General features: G+C 59.4%; 13 protein-coding genes. 5 read left to right on the top strand and 8 right to left on the bottom strand.

The window, feature by feature from the left end:
• From AAFM15_RS04430 to AAFM15_RS04420, 3 genes are all read left to right on the top strand, one after another.
• On the top strand, positions 1 to 768 hold a 768-nt coding region (locus AAFM15_RS04430; RefSeq protein ID WP_341685493.1), incomplete at its 5' end, for an acyl-CoA dehydrogenase.
• A gap of 14 nt (positions 769 to 782) precedes the next feature.
• Positions 783 to 1,736: a nitronate monooxygenase family protein gene (locus AAFM15_RS04425; RefSeq protein WP_341685492.1), complete on the top strand. Its 954-nt coding sequence runs from the start codon at positions 783 to 785 to the stop codon at positions 1,734 to 1,736.
• Positions 1,737 to 1,747: 11 nt separating this feature from the next.
• Positions 1,748 to 2,887 carry an acyltransferase gene (locus AAFM15_RS04420; protein ID WP_341685491.1) on the top strand — a complete coding sequence of 380 codons (1,140 nt, stop codon included), beginning with the start codon at positions 1,748 to 1,750 and terminating at the stop codon, positions 2,885 to 2,887.
• Here AAFM15_RS04420 and cphA read toward each other — a convergent pair whose 3' ends face one another.
• The 3 genes from cphA to AAFM15_RS04405 are packed head-to-tail and all read right to left on the bottom strand — an operon-like array spanning position 2,888 to position 7,645.
• Complete coding sequence (gene cphA, locus AAFM15_RS04415) at positions 2,888 to 5,446, bottom strand: cyanophycin synthetase (protein ID WP_341685490.1); 2,559 nt, start codon at positions 5,444 to 5,446, stop codon at positions 2,888 to 2,890.
• Positions 5,447 to 5,468: 22 nt separating this feature from the next.
• Positions 5,469 to 6,839: a hypothetical protein gene (locus AAFM15_RS04410; protein ID WP_341685489.1), complete on the bottom strand. Its 1,371-nt coding sequence runs from the start codon at positions 6,837 to 6,839 to the stop codon at positions 5,469 to 5,471.
• Positions 6,824 to 7,645 carry a hypothetical protein gene (locus AAFM15_RS04405; RefSeq protein ID WP_341685488.1) on the bottom strand — a complete coding sequence of 274 codons (822 nt, stop codon included), beginning with the start codon at positions 7,643 to 7,645 and terminating at the stop codon, positions 6,824 to 6,826. Before AAFM15_RS04405 ends, AAFM15_RS04410 begins: the two co-directional genes overlap by 16 nt.
• Before the next feature lie 149 nt (positions 7,646 to 7,794).
• Here AAFM15_RS04405 and AAFM15_RS04400 point away from each other — a divergent pair, with 149 nt between their 5' ends.
• Both AAFM15_RS04400 and AAFM15_RS04395 read left to right on the top strand, forming a co-directional pair.
• Positions 7,795 to 10,059: an ABC transporter transmembrane domain-containing protein gene (locus AAFM15_RS04400; RefSeq protein WP_341685487.1), complete on the top strand. Its 2,265-nt coding sequence runs from the start codon at positions 7,795 to 7,797 to the stop codon at positions 10,057 to 10,059.
• On the top strand, positions 10,056 to 10,520 hold the full coding sequence (locus AAFM15_RS04395; protein ID WP_341685486.1) for a DUF1854 domain-containing protein: 465 nt from the start codon (positions 10,056 to 10,058) through the stop codon (positions 10,518 to 10,520). The genes AAFM15_RS04400 and AAFM15_RS04395 overlap by 4 nt, the downstream gene beginning before the upstream one ends.
• Here AAFM15_RS04395 and AAFM15_RS04390 read toward each other — a convergent pair whose 3' ends face one another.
• The 5 genes from AAFM15_RS04390 to grpE form a co-directional block, all read right to left on the bottom strand.
• A complete protein-coding gene (locus AAFM15_RS04390) occupies positions 10,521 to 12,158 on the bottom strand; it encodes a phosphoethanolamine--lipid A transferase (RefSeq protein WP_341685485.1) in 1,638 nt (545 codons plus the stop codon).
• Positions 12,159 to 12,227: 69 nt separating this feature from the next.
• On the bottom strand, positions 12,228 to 13,592 hold the full coding sequence (locus AAFM15_RS04385; RefSeq protein ID WP_341685484.1) for an MBL fold metallo-hydrolase: 1,365 nt from the start codon (positions 13,590 to 13,592) through the stop codon (positions 12,228 to 12,230).
• Between the two features lie 46 nt (positions 13,593 to 13,638).
• On the bottom strand, positions 13,639 to 14,775 hold the full coding sequence (gene dnaJ, locus AAFM15_RS04380; RefSeq protein ID WP_341685483.1) for a molecular chaperone DnaJ: 1,137 nt from the start codon (positions 14,773 to 14,775) through the stop codon (positions 13,639 to 13,641).
• A gap of 9 nt (positions 14,776 to 14,784) precedes the next feature.
• Complete coding sequence (gene dnaK / locus AAFM15_RS04375; protein ID WP_341685482.1) at positions 14,785 to 16,704, bottom strand: molecular chaperone DnaK; 1,920 nt, start codon at positions 16,702 to 16,704, stop codon at positions 14,785 to 14,787.
• Between the two features lie 84 nt (positions 16,705 to 16,788).
• Positions 16,789 to 17,325 carry a nucleotide exchange factor GrpE gene (gene grpE, locus AAFM15_RS04370; protein ID WP_341685481.1) on the bottom strand — a complete coding sequence of 179 codons (537 nt, stop codon included), beginning with the start codon at positions 17,323 to 17,325 and terminating at the stop codon, positions 16,789 to 16,791.
• Between the last annotated feature and the right edge of the window lie 36 nt (positions 17,326 to 17,361).

Here is a 17,361-nt window from a genome sequence, read left to right as displayed (position 1 = left end):
CCGGACGTGCGCCGCATGCTCATGACCATGCGTGCCTACACCGAAGGCTGCCGTGCCATGGCCACCGTGGCGGCGGCTGCCTACGATGCGGCGCATCACCACCCCGACGCCGAAGTGCGCAAGGACAACCAGGCCTTCTACGAATTCCTGGTGCCGCTGGTCAAGGGCTACAGCACCGAGATGAGCATCGACGTGGCCAGCCTGGGCGTGCAAATCCACGGCGGCATGGGCTTCATCGAGGAAACCGGCTGCGCGCAGTACTACCGCGATGCCAAGATCCTGACCATCTACGAAGGCACGACCGCCATCCAGGCCAATGACCTGGTGGGCCGCAAAACTGCCCGTGATGGCGGCACCGGTGCCAAGAGCATTGCCGCCCAGATCGCCAAGACCGAGGCTGAACTGGCTGCATCTTCCAACGCCGATGCCCAAGCCATGGCCAAGCGCCTCAAAGCTGCACGCGAAGCCTTTGTGGACGTGGTGGACTTCATCGCCGCCAACGGCAAGTCCAACCCCAACGCCGCCTACTCGGGCAGCGTGCCCTACCTGATGCTCACGGGCAACCTGGTGGCCGGCTGGCAGATGGGGCGCGCCTTGCTGGTGGCGCTCGCGCCCGAAGCGCAAGCGCAGGATGCCGCCTTCATGGCTGCCAAGGTCACGACCGCACGCTTTTATGGCGACCACATTCTGAGCAAGGTGCCGGGCATGCGTGACAGCATTGTGGAAGGTGCTGACAGCGTGACGGCACTGCCTTTGGACGCGTTCTGATCAAGGAGGGCGCCATGTCCAAGTTGCCCCCGGTGCTTGCTGCGCAAAAATTTCCGGTCATCGGCTCGCCGCTGTTCATCATCAGTAACCCGAAGATGGTGATCGAGCAGTGCAAGGCGGGCGTGATCGGCTCCATGCCTGCACTCAATGCGCGTCCGGCCTCGCAGCTCGACGAGTGGCTGGCCGAGATCACCGAGACGCTGGCTGCATACAACAAAGCCAATCCTGACAGCCCGGCTTCACCTTTTGCCATCAACCAGATCGTGCACAAGAGCAACGACCGGCTTGAACACGACATGGCCTTGTGTGTGAAATACAAGGTGCCGGTGATCATCACCAGCCTGGGTGCCCGAGAAGACATCAATCAGGCTGCACACAGCTACGGTGGTGTGGTGCTGCACGACATCATCAACAACAAGTTTGCGCACAAGGCCATCGAAAAAGGCGCTGACGGCCTGATCGCGGTGGCAGCAGGTGCAGGCGGTCACGCAGGCACCAAGAGCCCGTTTGCCTTGATCCAGGAAATTCGCCAGTGGTTTGATGGGCCGTTGGCACTTTCGGGCTCGATCGCAACGGGAGATGCTATCTTGGCAGCGCAGGCCATGGGGGCTGACTTCGCCTACATGGGCTCGGCTTTCATCGCTACACATGAAGCGCGTGCGGCCGAGGCCTACAAACAAACCATTGTGGATTGCAACTCCGATGACATCGTGTACAGCAACCTCTTTACAGGCGTCCACGGCAATTACCTGGCGCCATCTATTCGCGCGTCCGGACTTGATCCTGAAAACCTGCCCGAGTCCGACCCGAGCAAAATGAACTTTGGTGGGGATGCCAAGAAGGCCTGGAAAGACATATGGGGGTGTGGGCAGGGGATTGGTGCCATCAAGGCTGTGGTGTCAGTGGCGGAGCGTGTGGCGCAACTCAAACGCGAATACCAGCAAGCACGAGCACGTCTGGCTTTGTGATGAGTGGGCCAGTGATACTTCAAGCCAGGCTTGCACAGCGCCCTTCGGGGCGTTTTTTCTGGATCGATCTGCTCAAGGCAGTGGGGTGCATATTGATCGTGCTGCACCATATGGCTTTTTATGGCCCGATGTCGGATGTGGTGGCCCAAGCCTGGCCTGGACTGATGAGCTGGTTGGCACAGCATGCTCGCCTGGCTGTACAGGTGTTCCTGGTGTGCTCCGGGTTTCTGACGGCACAGGTCATGTTGTCGTTATCTGATGTGACGGTCAGTACTGTGCTGAGGATGTGCAGCCGGCGTTATTTGCGGCTGGTGCTTCCTTTGCTGGCGGCACTGAGTCTGACAGTCTTGCTCAGCGAGATGATCCGTCCATCCTTTCAGCATGACAGTTTGTCTGCAGTGCCTGATGGCTGGCAAGCGCTGACGCATGTGTTGTTGCTGCAGCACCTGCTGGGCGTCGAGGCGCTGTCGGCAGGTGTCTGGTATGTTGCCGTCGATTTTCAGTTGTATCTTTCGGCCCTGCTGGTGGCTTGGCTGGCTCAAAGCCTGGCAAGGCAAGGGTGGGGGAGCGCGCTGCACTGGCAGATGGGGTGGGTGGCCCTGCTGACTGTGTTTTCGCTTGTGTACTGGACCCATCTGCAAGCGTTGGAAGACTTGGCAGTGTTCTTCTGGGGGGCATATGGCATGGGTTGGCTGGCCTGGTATGCACGTACGCGCTGGAGTGTTCTGCAGCGCACCCTTGTCTGGTTGGCACTCGGCACGCTGTGCGCCTTGTTCGATGCGAAAGGGCGTGCACTGACGGCCTGGGGTGTGTCGGTGCTATTGCTGCTGATGCCTGTGCTGGGCTCGGGGCTGCCACAAGCTGCCAACTTCGGAGCCAAATTTGTGCGTTGGCTCTCGCGTATCTCCTACCCTGTGTTTGTCGTTCATTTCGGCGTGACCCTGGTGGTGAACGCCAAAGTGTCTTCGCTGTGGCCCAGCTCCACGATCATGAATGGCCTGGGCATGGTTGCAGCCCTGTTGCTTTCGCTGTGGGCTGGAGACGCGCTGCATCGTCTGACCGAGCGGGGCCCTGTCACATGGCGACGGTGGATGGCCTGGATGACGACGTTCATGGCCAGTACCGGACTGGCCATCTGGCTCGCTTCCTGATCAGGCGTGACCGACGCGCTGGCGAATGTGTGCCAAGGCCTCTTCGACCTGGTCAATCAGGATCAGGCACAGATCACCTTTTGATAATCTGGACAGTGCGGTGTCGATGGCGTTGAACTCGCCCTGGATGGACTCGACATGCGTTGTCCGCATTGCACCTTGCAGCCCTTCTTGCAGTAAAGCGACCACCTCGCCATCCGCACGTCCACGTTGGCATGCATCCTGGTAAAGCAGAACTTCATCGAACGCAGCACCCAGAATACGAGTCTGGTCACGGATGTCTTCGTCGCGTCGGTCACCAGCGCCACTGATCACCACCACGCGTTTGCCTGCAGGCATGTTGTCTACAGCTTGTACCAAGGCTTGCATGGCATCTGGGTTGTGGCCATAGTCGGCGATCAGGGTTGCGCCTTTGTAGTCAAAGACATTGAAACGCCCAGGAACGCCTTGCACATCGCTGATGAAGGTTGACAGGCCTTGTGCAATCGCATCCCACGGTGTGTTCACGGCCCAGGCGGCGCCTACGGCAGCCAGCACATTCTCGGTCTGGAACCCAATCTGGCCATTGCGTGTCAGGGGCACTTGTGACAAAGGAATTCGGACGACCTGCTTGCCTTTTTGGGCCACGATGGAGCCGTTTTCGACATAGACCACCCGTTTGCCTTGGGCGCGGTGCGTCGCCAGAACAGGGTGGTGCGCATCAAGAGCAAAGAAGGTGACATCTCCAGGGCAATGCGGGCCCATGGCTGCCACGGCTGGGTCGGCTGCATTGAGTACGGCCATGCCGTCAGGCTGCACATTGAGTACGATCACGCGTTTGAGCACCGACAGGTCTTCCAGTGTGGTGATGTAGTTCAGGCCCAGATGGTCGCCTGCGCCCATGTTGGTGACTACAGCCACCTGGCAACGGTCAAAGGCCAGACCTTCGCGCAGCAGGCCGCCACGCGCGGTTTCAAACACAGCCGCATCGACCTCTGGGTGCGATAGCACATTGCGTGCACTTCTGGGGCCACTGCAATCGCCGGAATCGGTTTGCCGATCGTTGACATAGACGCCATCGGTATTGGTCATGCCCACGCGCAGGCCATTGGCCTTGAGCAAATGAGCAGTCAGGCGTACGGTGGTGGTTTTGCCGTTGGTTCCCGTGACTGCGATCACGGGCACACGACCATCGTTGCCAGGAGGGAACATGTAGTCAATCACAGCTTGTCCGACATCGCGTCCTTTGCCGTAAGAAGGCGTAAGGTGCATGCGCAGACCTGGAGCTGCGTTGACTTCCACAATGCCGCCGCTTTGTTCCTCAAGGGGACGCTGCATCGATTCACACACGACATCCACACCGCAGATGTCCAATCCGACCATGCGCGCCGCAGCGACGGCACGGGCCGCCACTTCGGGATGGACCTCGTCAGTGACATCGGTCGCGGTGCCGCCGGTGGACAGGTTGGCGTTGTTGCGCAGGATGACGCGTTGACCCTTTTCAGGCACCGATTCAGGCTCCAGGCCTTGAACCTTCAGGCGCGCGACGGCAATGTCATCAAATCGGATTTTCGTCAGCGAGGTGGCGTGGCCTTCACCACGGCGCGGATCGGCATTGACCTGCTCAACCAGTTGACGCACGGTGTGAACGCCATCGCCCACCACCAATGGGGGTTCACGACGTGCTGCTGCCACCAGTTTGTCGCCAACCACCAGCAGGCGGAAGTCCTGACCGGGCAGGAATTTCTCCACCAGCACTTGACCATATTTGTTGGCGGCGTTGTAGGCGATGCCGAAGTGCTCCCGATCGACGATATTCACCGTCACGCCTTTGCCTTGGTTGCCGTCCAGGGGCTTGACGACCACGGGCAGACCAATCTCTTGTGCAAATCGCCAGGCTTCTTCCAGATTTTCGACTGGGCGACCCAGGGGTACGGGCACGCCTGCAGCGTGTAGCACGGCTTTCGTCAAATCCTTGTCTTGTGCTATGGACTCTGCGATGGCACTGGTGGTGTCAGTCTCGGCGGCTTGAATGCGGCGTTGACGGGAGCCCCAGCCCAGCTGAACCATGCTGCCGCGCGTCATGCGCTTGAATGGGATGCCACGGGCGACAGCTGCATCGACAATACATCCGGTAGAGGGACCCAGCCGCTCGTCTTCATCAAGTTCACGCAGTTCGGCCAACGCAGCTTCTACATCGAAAGCGCTGCCGTTCTGGGCGGCCTGGCACAAATCTTGGGCCAAAGCCAAAGCCCTGCGACCCACTGCTTCCTCCGAGTATTGAACGGTCACCTGGTAGGTGCCTTCTTCCTGGGTGGGGGTGGTGCGGCTGAAAGTGACGGGGCAGCCCGCCTGAACCTGCAAAGCCAGTGTGATTTTTTCCAGTGCATGGGCCAGGCATAAGGTCTGCTCAGGCGAGCTTGCGCGTATCAGGCCAATGGCGGGAAAAGTGCGGCGAAGTTGTTGTTCGAGGCCTGCCACCAGCGTGTCGGCAGCATTGCAACTGACGATGGCTTCAACAGCAGTGTGGCGACTCCACAGATTGGGTCCCCTTAGGGCACGGATGCGAGAAACTTGCATAGCTCAGAGATGTGTCTGTAGGTCAGTGGGAGTGGGCATTCTGTCCAAAGCTCTTGATGCCGGCGCGGATCAGGTCAGGGGATGTTTCCAGCGCCCAGGCAGCACAGGCAGCCACCAGGATGTCTTCCTGGCTGAGGCTGCCGTCCTTGAGCAGTCGAGCGACAGCGGGGCGTTGAGTGCTGAGAACTTCGGTCTCATGCTCTCCTTGGGCCAGGACGAGTACATCGTCGCGCCAGAATGCGGTACGCCCGCCTTCAGCCCGGTGAGCGATCAGACGCGGATGCGTTCCGGCTTGTGCATACAAGGTCACAGCGCCATCACTGTATTGGGCCAGTTCAGCCACAGCGTCAATGTCAGCATTGAGAATGCTGGTGCCCGTGGGCAACACGACATCAATCTGCGTGCGGATGTAGCCCGGCATGCGATCGTCCTCTCCTGCGAACAGGTCCTGCAGATTCTGCGTGGAGGGCATGCGAGTGACGATGCCGACCTGGCAGCGGTCGTAGGGCAGGCCCTCTGTCATCAAGTGGCGCACATCGGTTTCGAACACGGCAGCGTCCACATTGCGGTTGATCAGCAGGCGTTGGGCATTTTCAAAGTCCATGCCCCCGGTAGACTGCAGACATCGCTGGTTCAGATACAGGCCGTCGCTGCAGGCGAGGCCCGTGGCCCAGCCCTTGAGATGCAGCAGCCAGGCGACCAGCTGGGCCTTGCGGCTGGTGTCAGCATCGCCCATCATGCCGACCACGGGGATGCGTGCGCTTTCTTTTTCAGGGAAAAGGTGTTGCACGATGGCCTGACCCACATCACGCGCGTTGCCTTGCGCCGGGTTGAGGTGCATCAGCAAGCTAGGACCGGCATTGACCTCCACCACCACGCCGCCCACTTTGTGCAGGGGCTGTGTGATGTCGGGGGTGACGACGTCTACTCCGGCTATGTCCAGGCCAACCACTTTGGCCGCCAGGCAGGCCATGTAAGCGACTTCGGGATGAACAATGTCAGTGATGTCGGTGGTCATGTTGCCGGTGCGCTTGACCAGCACGCTGCGGCCTGTTTCGGGGACCGAATCGGGCGTCATGCCTTGGCGTTTGAGCTCCAGCACTTCAGGGCTGTTTTCGCGCAGGCGAACACTTTCCAGCGGCAGACTGCCATCACTGCCACGACGTGGGTCGGCGTTGATTTGCAGGTCTACCAGTTGCTGCACGGTGTGCCGGCCGTCGCCGGTGACGCTGGCCGTCTCTCCACGACTGGCCGCAACCAGGCGGCCGCCTACCACCAGAAGGCGATGCTCCAAGCCTGTAATGAATTGCTCAACAATGACTTCACTGCCCTGCTGCAGAGCGATATCGTAGGCAGCACGAATATCTGCTTCTTGTGTCAGTTCAAGCGACACACCGCGCGCACGGTTGCCGTCACCAGGTTTAACGCAAACGGGCAGACCAATGTCTTGTGCTCCCAGGCTTGCTGCGGGCTTTCCACGACTTCGCCCTGCGGAACTGGCACTCCACAGGCAGCCAAAAGCTGCTTGGTCATGTCCTTGTCTTTGGAGATGCCTTCGGCGATAGCGCTGGTCCGATCGGTCTCTGCTGTCCAGATCCGGTGTTGCGCGCTGCCATAGCCCAGTTGAACCAGGTTGCCAGCATTGAGGCGAATGTGCGGAATGCGTCGTTGGTTCCAGGCAGCGTCCACAATGGCGCGTGTGCTTGGGCCGACCAGCAGGTCATCGACCAAATCTGTCAGCTCCTGCACATGGGTGGCGATGTTGAAAGAGCGGTCTTCAACGGCAGCCATGATCAATTCACGGGCCATGTGCAAAGCACGCTTGGCCACTGCGGGGTGGGCAGCGCTGATGATGACTTTGTAGACGCCTCTCGGACCAGCCTCGCGTGCACGGCCGTAGCCATCGGGTAAACCGGCCAGGGTGAGCAGTTCCAGTGAAACGTGCTCAAGGATGTGTCCGATCCAGGTCCCGTCTTGCAACCGTTTGAGAAAACCGCCGCGCACGCCGGGGCTACAGCGGTGTTCAATCAGTCCCGGCAGCCAGGCCGAGAGTCGCTCGTTGAACCCGGGCAACAAATTGGAGGGGAAATCTTCAAACTCACCAATGTCCACCAATACTTCCATCACGGGACGGTAGGTCCAGATGCTGGGACCACGCAGGTGGGTCATGCGCAGGAAATCGATCTTTTTGTTACTCATGGGTGTGTGCCGCGGCATACAATGGCCCGCCGCACGGGTCGGCAGCGAGGGAAGTACAAGAGGCAAGTGGGCGCATGGCAGACAATGCAAATGCAAGCCTGCGAATGCTTTGTGCATCCGGCTGGCCTGGCGTTTTGCAGTGATTTAACATGACTCCGACTTTGCCCTCTGTGTTGCGTTCAGGCATCGCCCAAGCCTGGTTGAGCCGCGTTCCTTTGGAGCTGCTGCCAGACGAATCACCTTTGTTCGGTCTTGAGTTGGACCTTGACGGTGAGCTTGTGTTTGCCAGAACAGTGCTCATTTTGACCGAACGTCGGCTTCTGGCGTGTCATGAACACGAAAAAAAGTGGCAACAATGGGTAATCGAGCCTGAGTGGAGCTGGCGTGTTTCTGACCACGCCGGTGTCGGGCGCCTGGAGCTGTTCAACGGTCAGGGGCGTTTGGGCAGTTGGCGCTACACCTTGGGTCAGCAGCCAGCCGTGCAGCGCTGGGTGGCGCAAGCCCGACAGAGTCTGGACAGACAAGGGGAACAAGACACAACATCGCAGGCGCCATTCAGTGGCCCAATTTGTCCGCAGTGCCAGGCTCCTATGCCTGAGGGTGCCATGGTCTGCCCGGCCTGCCAGTCGGAAGACACCCCCCCCTCGACCTGGACGCTTCTCAAACTCTGGCGCTTTGCCCGGCACTACAAATGGCAACTGTTCAGCGGATTTGCATTGACGCTGGCCTCAACGGCAGCCACGCTGGTGCCACCCTACATGACCATGCCCTTGATGGACGAGGTGCTGATTCCCTACCAGAACGGCAAGGAAATTGACCCGAATCTGGTGGCCATGTACCTGGGCGGTTTGCTGCTGGCAGCTATGTTGGCGTGGGTGCTGGGTTGGGCCAAGACCTACATCCTGGCACTGGTGTCCGAGCGTATTGGCGCCGATCTGCGCACCACGACATATGAGCATCTGCTCAAGCTCTCGCTGGAATATTTTGGGGGCAGGCGCACAGGTGACTTGATTGCCCGTATTGGCAGCGAGACGGACCGTATCAATGTGTTCATGTCTTTGCACCTGCTCGACTTTGCAACCGATATCTTGATGATTGTGATGACGGCGGTCATCCTGTTCACCATCCACCCCACACTGGCCCTGGTGACCTTGTTGCCGCTGCCTTTTATCGGATGGCTGATTCACGTGGTGCGTGAGCGCCTGCGCACTGGTTTTGAAAAAATTGATCGGGTTTGGGCCGAGGTGACCAATGTTCTCGCCGACACGATACCGGGCATACGGGTGGTGAAGGCATTTGCTCAAGAGGGGCGCGAGGCCCAGCGCTTTAAAGATGCGAACCGCCACAACCTGCAAGTCAATGACCGGCTCAACAAGGTCTGGTCGCTGTTTGCGCCCACAGTGGCCCTGATGACCGAAATCGGTTTGCTGGTGGTGTGGGGCTTTGGCATCTGGTTGGTCTCGCACGACCGCATCACGGTCGGTGTGCTGACGGCCTTCCTGGCTTACATTGGTCGCTTTTACGCACGGCTCGACTCCATGAGCCGGATCGTGTCGCATACTCAAAAGGCCGCCTCGGGCGCCAAGCGTATCTTTGACATCCTGGACCATGTCTCCAGCGTGCCCGAGCCTGTGGATCCGGTGCCCCTGCCTGCAGTGCAAGGGCATATTGCCTTGCGTCAGGCGCATTTCCGCTATGGCAACCGTGCGGTGATCCGCAACCTGGACCTGACCATTGAGCCCGGCCAGATGATTGGTCTGGTGGGTCACAGCGGCTCAGGCAAGAGCACGCTGGTCAACCTGATTTGCCGTTTCTACGATGTCAGCCAAGGGCAGGTGTTGCTGGACGGAGTGGACATTCGTCGCTTGAAGCTGTCGGACTACCGCAGCCAGATTGGCCTGGTCCTGCAAGAGCCATTCCTGTTTTTTGGCACGATTGCCGAGAACATTGCCTATGGTCGCCCGGATGCCACGCGCGAGCAGATCATTGCGGCCGCACGCGCTGCGCACGCCCACGACTTCATTTTGCGCATGCCCCAGGGTTACGACTCTTTGGTGGGTGAGCGCGGGCAGGGTTTGTCGGGCGGTGAGCGTCAACGCATTTCAATTGCGCGTGCTTTGCTGATCAATCCACGCATCCTGATTCTGGACGAAGCGACCTCTGCAGTGGACACCGAGACCGAAAAAGAAATTCAGAACGCTCTGGATAACCTGGTGCGTGGCCGTACCACGATTGCCATTGCCCACCGCTTGTCCACGCTGCGCAAAGCTGACCGTCTGGTCGTCATGGACAAGGGCGAAGTGGTGGAGGAGGGGACGCACGAAGCCTTGATGCAGGCCGAAGGCGCTTACTGGCGTTTGTACCAAGCCCAGCAACGCAAAGCCGAAGATGGCTTGTTTGAGGAGCAATCATGAGCGCGGTGACTTTGCAACGCGATGCCTGGGGACGTTGGGTCTTGACCTTGGCCGATGGCCAAGAGCATGTGCCCGTTACCGTTGTGCGCGCTTATCCTGTCAGTGCGCCCGAAGAGGGCGTGGCTGTGATGGATGCCGAAGGGCATGAGCTTTGGTGGTGCGATCGGTTGACCGATCAGCCACAAGCCTTGGCGCAGGCCTTGCGAGAGGCTTTGCAGGAACGCGAATTTCTACCTGAAATTTTCCGTCTGGTGAGTGTCAGCAGTTTTGCCACGCCCAGTGAGTGGGTGGTGGAAACCAGTCGTGGTCAGACGCGTCTGACACTCAAAGCCGAAGAGGACATACGCCGCTTGAGCCCGGGTGTGCTGCTGCTCAGCGACAGTCACGGTGTGCAATACCTGATTCGCGAACCGCAGCGCTGGGACCGTCATGCCCGGCGCTTGCTGGACCGCTTCATGTGATCAGGGGCGGCGGCAGCTGGCGTACAGATCCAGCTCGCCCTGGTACAGCGTGGTCTTGACATTGGCCAGGCCCAGCACTGAGTGGAAATAGGCGTCGTGGGTGAAGGGCTGAGTGACTTTGCTGCGCATGCAATCAAGGGGCAGGTTTTGCTGGCGCTGGTAGCTGTCGGACATCCAGGTGATCCAGGGAACACGCTTTTGCTCTTCCGGGGCAATACGGTAGGGAAGACCATGCAGGTAGATGTTGTTCTCGCCCAGTGACTCACCATGGTCTGAGACATACATCATCACCGAGGGTTGTTTTTGTTGCTTGAGCCAACTGATCGTCTGACTCAGGAAGTGGTCGGTGTAAACAATGGTGTTGTCAAAGGCATTGATGACCTGCTGACGCTCGCATTCCTGCAAGGCATTGCTGGTGCATTCAGGGGTGAATTTTTTAAATGCCTTGGGCGTGCGTTTGTAGTAAGCGGGGCCGTGGCTGCCCATTTGGTGCATCACCAGAACCACGCCTTTGGCGCGCTGCTGTGCGGGTAGCTGGGTCAGGCGATCGGCCAGTTTGTCGAGCATGATTTCGTCGTGGCATTCCCCCTCATCGCACCATGGCGAGACCTTGAGCTGTGTGGTGGAGGCGCTGTACACACGGTCGCAGAGGCCTTTGCAGCCGGCCTGGTTATCGATCCACAGCACGGCCAGTCCGGCGCGTTGCAGCACATCCAGCAGGTTTTCGTAGTTGTGTTTTCGGCCGTCGAAGTCTTCACGCCCCAGGTGTGAAAACATGCAAGGCAAGGAGGCTGCAGTGCTGGTGCCACAAGAAGTCACGCCTCGCAGACTGACCACTTTTTCCTGGGCGAGTTTGGGAGTGGTTTGTCGTTCGTAACCGTTGATGCCAAAGTTGCCCATGCGTGCTGTTTCGCCGACCACCAGAACAATGAGAGGCGCTTGCGCGTTGGGGGGGAGTTGTTGCACGGCATCCTGCCCTATGGGCAAGAAGGTTTTTTCGTCACGGCGAAAAGGTTGCGCCACCACTGATGCAACGGCATACAGGCTGTTGAGCGGATTGATCAGATAGCGGATCTGGGTGTGGTTGCGCATGATCGAGGCGAAGTCCTGGAAAATTGCCATCAGGCACAGCACAGCCACCAAGGCAGAAACAATCACCGCGCTCAGTTGCGTCATCAGGGTGCGGCGCCAGCCCAATGCACGCAAGGGCGTGCGCCAGATCAGCCACAAAGGCAGGGCGGCCAACACCAGCAGCGTCAGTACCATGCGCCAGTTGAACAGGTCAGCGGCTTCGCGCGGATCGGTCTGGATCACATTGGTGATCATGCTTGCATCAATGACGATCCCGTAGCTGAGCATGAAATAAGCACCAGAGGCGGCGCTGACCACCAGCAAGCTCAGCACGGGCTTGAGCAAGCGAGACCAGCCTAACATCAAGGTGAGCATCAGTGTGATGGCCCAGATAGCCACGCCCATACCCAGCGCGAACAACAAGCCCCGTGCGCCTTGCACTTCCGGCAAAGCCATCAACTGACGCCACAGCGGCCAGTTGGGCAGGGTGACCAGCCACAGCGTGGTCAGCACAGAGAGCCACAGAGGATGGGTGGCGACGGCAGAGGGATGTCTTTTGGCGTTCATGGGCTGCAATCCAGTTGGGGTGTATTGTCGCCGAGACGCATCTGCGATTCTGAGTCTCTGCTGAAGTCCTCAGGCCGGCCAGCTTGAGCCGTGCTCCGGCACCACCGCGCGCCAGTGCAGTTCGCGCTCGATACGTTGGCGAAGGGCATCTGACGCTTCACGCTCGCCATGCACCACATAGACTTGAGAGGGCGCTTGTGGCATACGGGAGAGCCAGTCCAGCAACTCCTGAGCGTCGGCATGGGCCGAAGCACTTTCCAGCTGTGCAACCTCTGCGCGTACAGGGACATCCTGTCCATGCAGGCGGATGGTGCTGCTGCCATTGGCGAGGCTGGCACCGCGCGTGCCTTCAGACTGATGGCCCGTGAGCACAATGAGGTTGCGATGATCCGGCGCGTAACGCTCAAGGTGGTGCAGGACCCGTCCCCCCGTGGCCATGCCACTGGCTGCCAGAATGATCATGGGACCATGGCGCAGGGCCAAGGCCTTCGATTCTTCCGGGGTTTCGATCATGCGAGCGACATGCCCCATGGCGCGCATGTCTTCGCTATTGAGTTTGTGGGCATCAGGGTGTTTGGCAAACAGTGCAGTGGTGTGCGATGCCATCGGACTGTCCAGAAACACGGGCAGTCCATGAGGCAAGTCTCCCCGTACTTTGTAACGCGCCAGCATGTGCAAAATCATTTGTGCGCGGCCCACTGCAAAAACGGGCACGACGGCCACACCACCACGTGCAGCCACCTTTTTCAACAAGGGCAGCAACTCGGTTTCCAGATTGCTGTCGGGATGCAGGCGATTGCCATAAGTGGACTCGATCAGCACCGTGTCGGCCGCTGGTGGAGCCTCGGGGGGCCGCATCAGCTCGTCATTGGGACGTCCCAAGTCTCCCGAAAAAAGCATGCGGTGACCCGCGACTTCCAGGTACAGGCTGCTGGCACCCAGAATGTGTCCCGCTTCGCTGAAGCGGGCCTTCCAGCCTCGCACAGGCTCAAACCACTGCCCCCATTCGTGGGTCTTGAATTGCGGCATGCAGGCCAGTGCGTCCGTACGTGTGTACAGCGGCTCGGCGGGGTGATGCTTGGAGAAACCATGTCGGTTGGCAAAGCGGGCGTCCTCTTCCTGGATGTGTCCGCTGTCAGGCAGGAGGATGGCGCACAAATCCCGAGTGGCCGCAGTGGCGTGAATGGCTCCTTCATAGCCCTTGCGTACCAGCAGAGGTAAATAGCCACTGTGGTCAAGGTGTGCATGGGTCAGGATAACCGCATTGATTCGAGCCAGGTCAAACTGCGGCTCTGCCCAGTTGCGCAAGCGCAACTGTTTGTAGCCCTGAAACAGACCGCAGTCCACCAGCAATTGTTGTTCCTGGTGCCGCACCAGGTATTTGGAGCCGGTGACCGTGTCGGCTCCACCCAGAAATTGAATTGAAACGCTCATGGCCCCATGGTACGTCGATTCGGGGCGCAGAGTGAGTTGCAGGAGGTCAGGCTCCGAAGAAGTTCTTGAGCTTGTCGGTCCAGCTTTCGCCAGTGGGCTGGTGTTTGTGGCCGCCCTTCTCGAGCGAAGCTTCCAGCTCCTTGAGCAGCTTTTTCTGATGCTCAGTCAGCTTGATGGGTGTCTCCACATTCACATGGCAGTAAAGGTCGCCGGGGTAACTCGAGCGCACGCCCTTGATGCCTTTGCCGCGCAAACGGAACTGCTTGCCGTGCTGGGTGCCTTCTGGAATCTCGATCACGGCTTTACCGCCCAATGTAGGCACTTCGATTTCGCCGCCCAGCGCTGCACGCGTCATGCTGATGGGCACGGCGCAATGGAGGTCGTCGCCATCGCGCTCGAAGATGTCGTGTTTCTTGATCCGGATTTCGATGTACAAGTCGCCCGGTGGACCGCCGTTGGTGCCGGGTTCGCCGTTGCCTGCGCTACGAATGCGCATGCCGTCGTCGATACCAGAGGGAATTTTGACTTCCAGTGTCTTTTGTTTTTTGACCTTGCCTTGGCCATGGCAGCTGGTGCAAGGATCAGGAATGATCTTGCCGGTGCCGCGGCAGTGCGGGCAGGTCTGCTGTACGCTGAAAAAGCCCTGGCGCATTTGCACTGAGCCCGAGCCATGACAGGTGGAGCAGGTCTTGGCGCTGGTGCCGGGTTTGGCGCCAGTACCGTGGCAGGTGTCGCACTCTTCCCAAGAGGGTATGCGCAATTGCGCGTCCTTGCCGTTGGCCGCTTCTTCCAGGGTGATGTCCATGGCGTAGCTGAGGTCAGCACCACGGAAAACCTGGCGTCCACCCCCACCGCGACGACCGCCGCCGAAGATATCGCCAAAGATGTCGCCAAAGGCTTCGCCGAATCCGCCAAAACCCTCTGCGCCGCCGGGACCGCGCATGTTCGGGTCCACGCCAGCATGACCGTACTGGTCGTAGGCTGCGCGTTTCTGAGCGTCAGAAAGCATTTCATAAGCTTCCTTGACCTCTTTGAACTTGGCTTCGGCTTCTTTGGCAGCATCACCCTGGTTACGGTCAGGGTGGTATTTCATCGCCAGCTTGCGATAAGCCTTTTTGATGTCGTCGTCCGAGGCGTTCTTGGGAACGCCCAGGACTTCGTAAAAATCACGTTTGCTAGTCATGAATGGACATCAGTCTTTCTTGACTTCCTTGACTTCGGCGTCGACCACGTCGTCGTCAGCAGGCTTGGTTTGTTCGCCGCCAGCGGCGCCAGCAGCTTGCTGGGCCTGCATGTCGGCGTACATCTTCTCGCCCAGCTTCTGGCTGGCGGTCATCAGGGCTTCGGTCTTGGCGTCGATCGCAGACTTGTCGTCGCCTTTGAGGGCTTCTTCCAAGTCCTTGATGGCAGCCTCGATTTTTTCCTTTTCACCGGCTTCGAGCTTGTCGCCGTACTCGGTCAGGCTCTTCTTGGTGGAGTGCACCAAAGCGTCGCCCTGGTTACGGGCCTGCACGATTTCCAGCTTCTTCTTGTCTTCGGCAGCATTCAGTTCGGCGTCTTTCACCATTTGCTGAATCTCGGCTTCGGACAGACCCGAGTTGGCCTTGATGGTGATCTTGTTTTCCTTGCCGGTGCCCTTGTCCTTGGCGCCCACGTGCAGGATGCCGTTGGCGTCGATGTCAAAAGACACTTCGATCTGGGGCGTGCCGCGCTGTGCAGGCGGGATGCCTTCGAGGTTGAACTCACCCAGCAGCTTGTTGCCGCTGGCCATCTCGCGCTCGCCCTGGAACACCTTGATCGTCACGGCCGGTTGGTTGTCTTCGGCGGTCGAGAAGGTCTGTGCGAACTTGGTCGGGATGGTGGTGTTCTTGGTGATCATCTTGGTCATGACACCGCCCAGGGTTTCGATGCCCAGAGACAGGGGGGTCACGTCCAGCAGCAGCACGTCCTTGCGGTCGCCCGAGAGCACCTGACCCTGGATGGCAGCGCCCACAGCCACGGCTTCGTCGGGGTTGACGTCCTTGCGGGGCTCTTTGCCGAAGAACTCCTTGACCTTGTCCTGCACCTTGGGCATGCGGGTCTGACCGCCCACCAGGATCACGTCGTCGATGTCAGACACATTGATGCCAGCGTCCTTGATGGCGATGCGGCAGGGCGCAATGGAGCGCTCGATCAGGTCTTCCACCAGCGACTCGAACTTGGCACGGGTGAGCTTGACGTTCAGGTGCTTGGGACCGGTCGCGTCGGCGGTGATGTAGGGCAGGTTGACGTCGGTGGCCGAAGACGAAGACAGTTCGATCTTGGCTTTTTCGGCGGCTTCCTTCAGGCGTTGCAGGGCCAGCACATCCTGCTTGAGGTTGACGCCGGATTCCTTTTTGAACTCGTCGATGATGAAGTCGATGATGCGCTGGTCGAAGTCTTCACCGCCCAGGAAGGTGTCGCCGTTGGTGGACAGCACTTCGAACTGCTTTTCGCCATCGACGTCGGCGATCTCGATGATGGACACGTCAAACGTGCCGCCACCCAGGTCGTAGACGGCGATCTTGCGGTCGCCCTTTTCCTGCTTGTCCAGGCCGAAGGCCAGGGCAGCAGCGGTGGGTTCGTTGATGATGCGCTTGACGTCCAGACCCGCAATGCGGCCAGCGTCTTTGGTGGCCTGGCGCTGGGCGTCGTTGAAGTAGGCGGGCACGGTGATGACGGCCTCGGTGACGGCTTCGCCCAGGTAGTCTTCGGCGGTCTTCTTCATCTTGCGCAGCACTTCGGCGCTGATTTGGGGCGGGGCCATCTTGTTGCCACGCACTTCCACCCAGGCATCACCGTTGTCGGCGGCAGCAATGGTGTAGGGCATCAGGTCGATGTCCTTTTGCACTTCTTTTTCGGTGAACTTGCGGCCGATCAGGCGCTTGACGGCGTACAGCGTGTTCTTGGGGTTGGTCACCGCCTGGCGCTTGGCGCTGGCGCCAACGAGGATTTCGCCGTCGTCCTGATAGGCAATGATGGACGGCGTTGTGCGCGCGCCTTCGGCGTTCTCGATCACCTTGGTGGTGTTGCCTTCCATGATGGCCACGCACGAGTTGGTGGTGCCCAGGTCAATACCGATGATTTTTCCCATGATGTGTGCTCCGTGAGGAAATTTGAAACTGTTGAAGAAATGGAGGAGGTGTTCAGGAATTCAAGGGCCTGAACCACCGATCCTTTATTTGGGTGCGGCCACCGTCACCAGGGCCGGACGCAGCACGCGCTCGGCGATCAGGTAGCCTTTTTGCAGCACGCTCACCACGGTGTTGGCTTCCTGCTCGGCAGGCACCATGCTGATGGCCTGGTGCTGGCTCGGGTCGAACTTGGTGCCTGCGGCGGGGGCCACTTCGACCACCTTGTTGCGCTCGAGCGCACTCTTGAGCTGGCGCAGCGTGGCTTCGGAGCCTTCGCGAATCTGTTCGATGCTGGCGTTGGGGATGGCCAGACCGGCTTCGAGGCTGTCGATCACGGGCAGCAGGCTTTCGGCAAAACCTTCGACGGCGAACTTGCGCGACTTGGCAATTTCTTCGTCGGCGCGGCGGCGGGCGTTTTGCACATCGGCCTGGGCGCGCAGGTACAGGTCGGCCAGCTCGGCGTTTTTGGCCTGCAGTTCGGCGAGCTGTGCAGCCAAATCTTGCGTGGCTTCAGTGGCTTGGGATTCAGGGGCTGCCTGTTCGGCAGTGCCGGGGTCAATAGGGGTGTTGTTTTCAGACATGAGTGCTTAAAAAAACAGCAAAACAAGAACTTGCCA

This window comes from Limnohabitans sp. (assembly GCF_038134685.1).
Taxonomy (GTDB): domain Bacteria; phylum Pseudomonadota; class Gammaproteobacteria; order Burkholderiales; family Burkholderiaceae_C; genus Limnohabitans_A.
The sequence above is the reverse complement of the archived record's forward strand: the minus strand, read 5'-3'. Positions and strand labels throughout refer to the sequence as shown.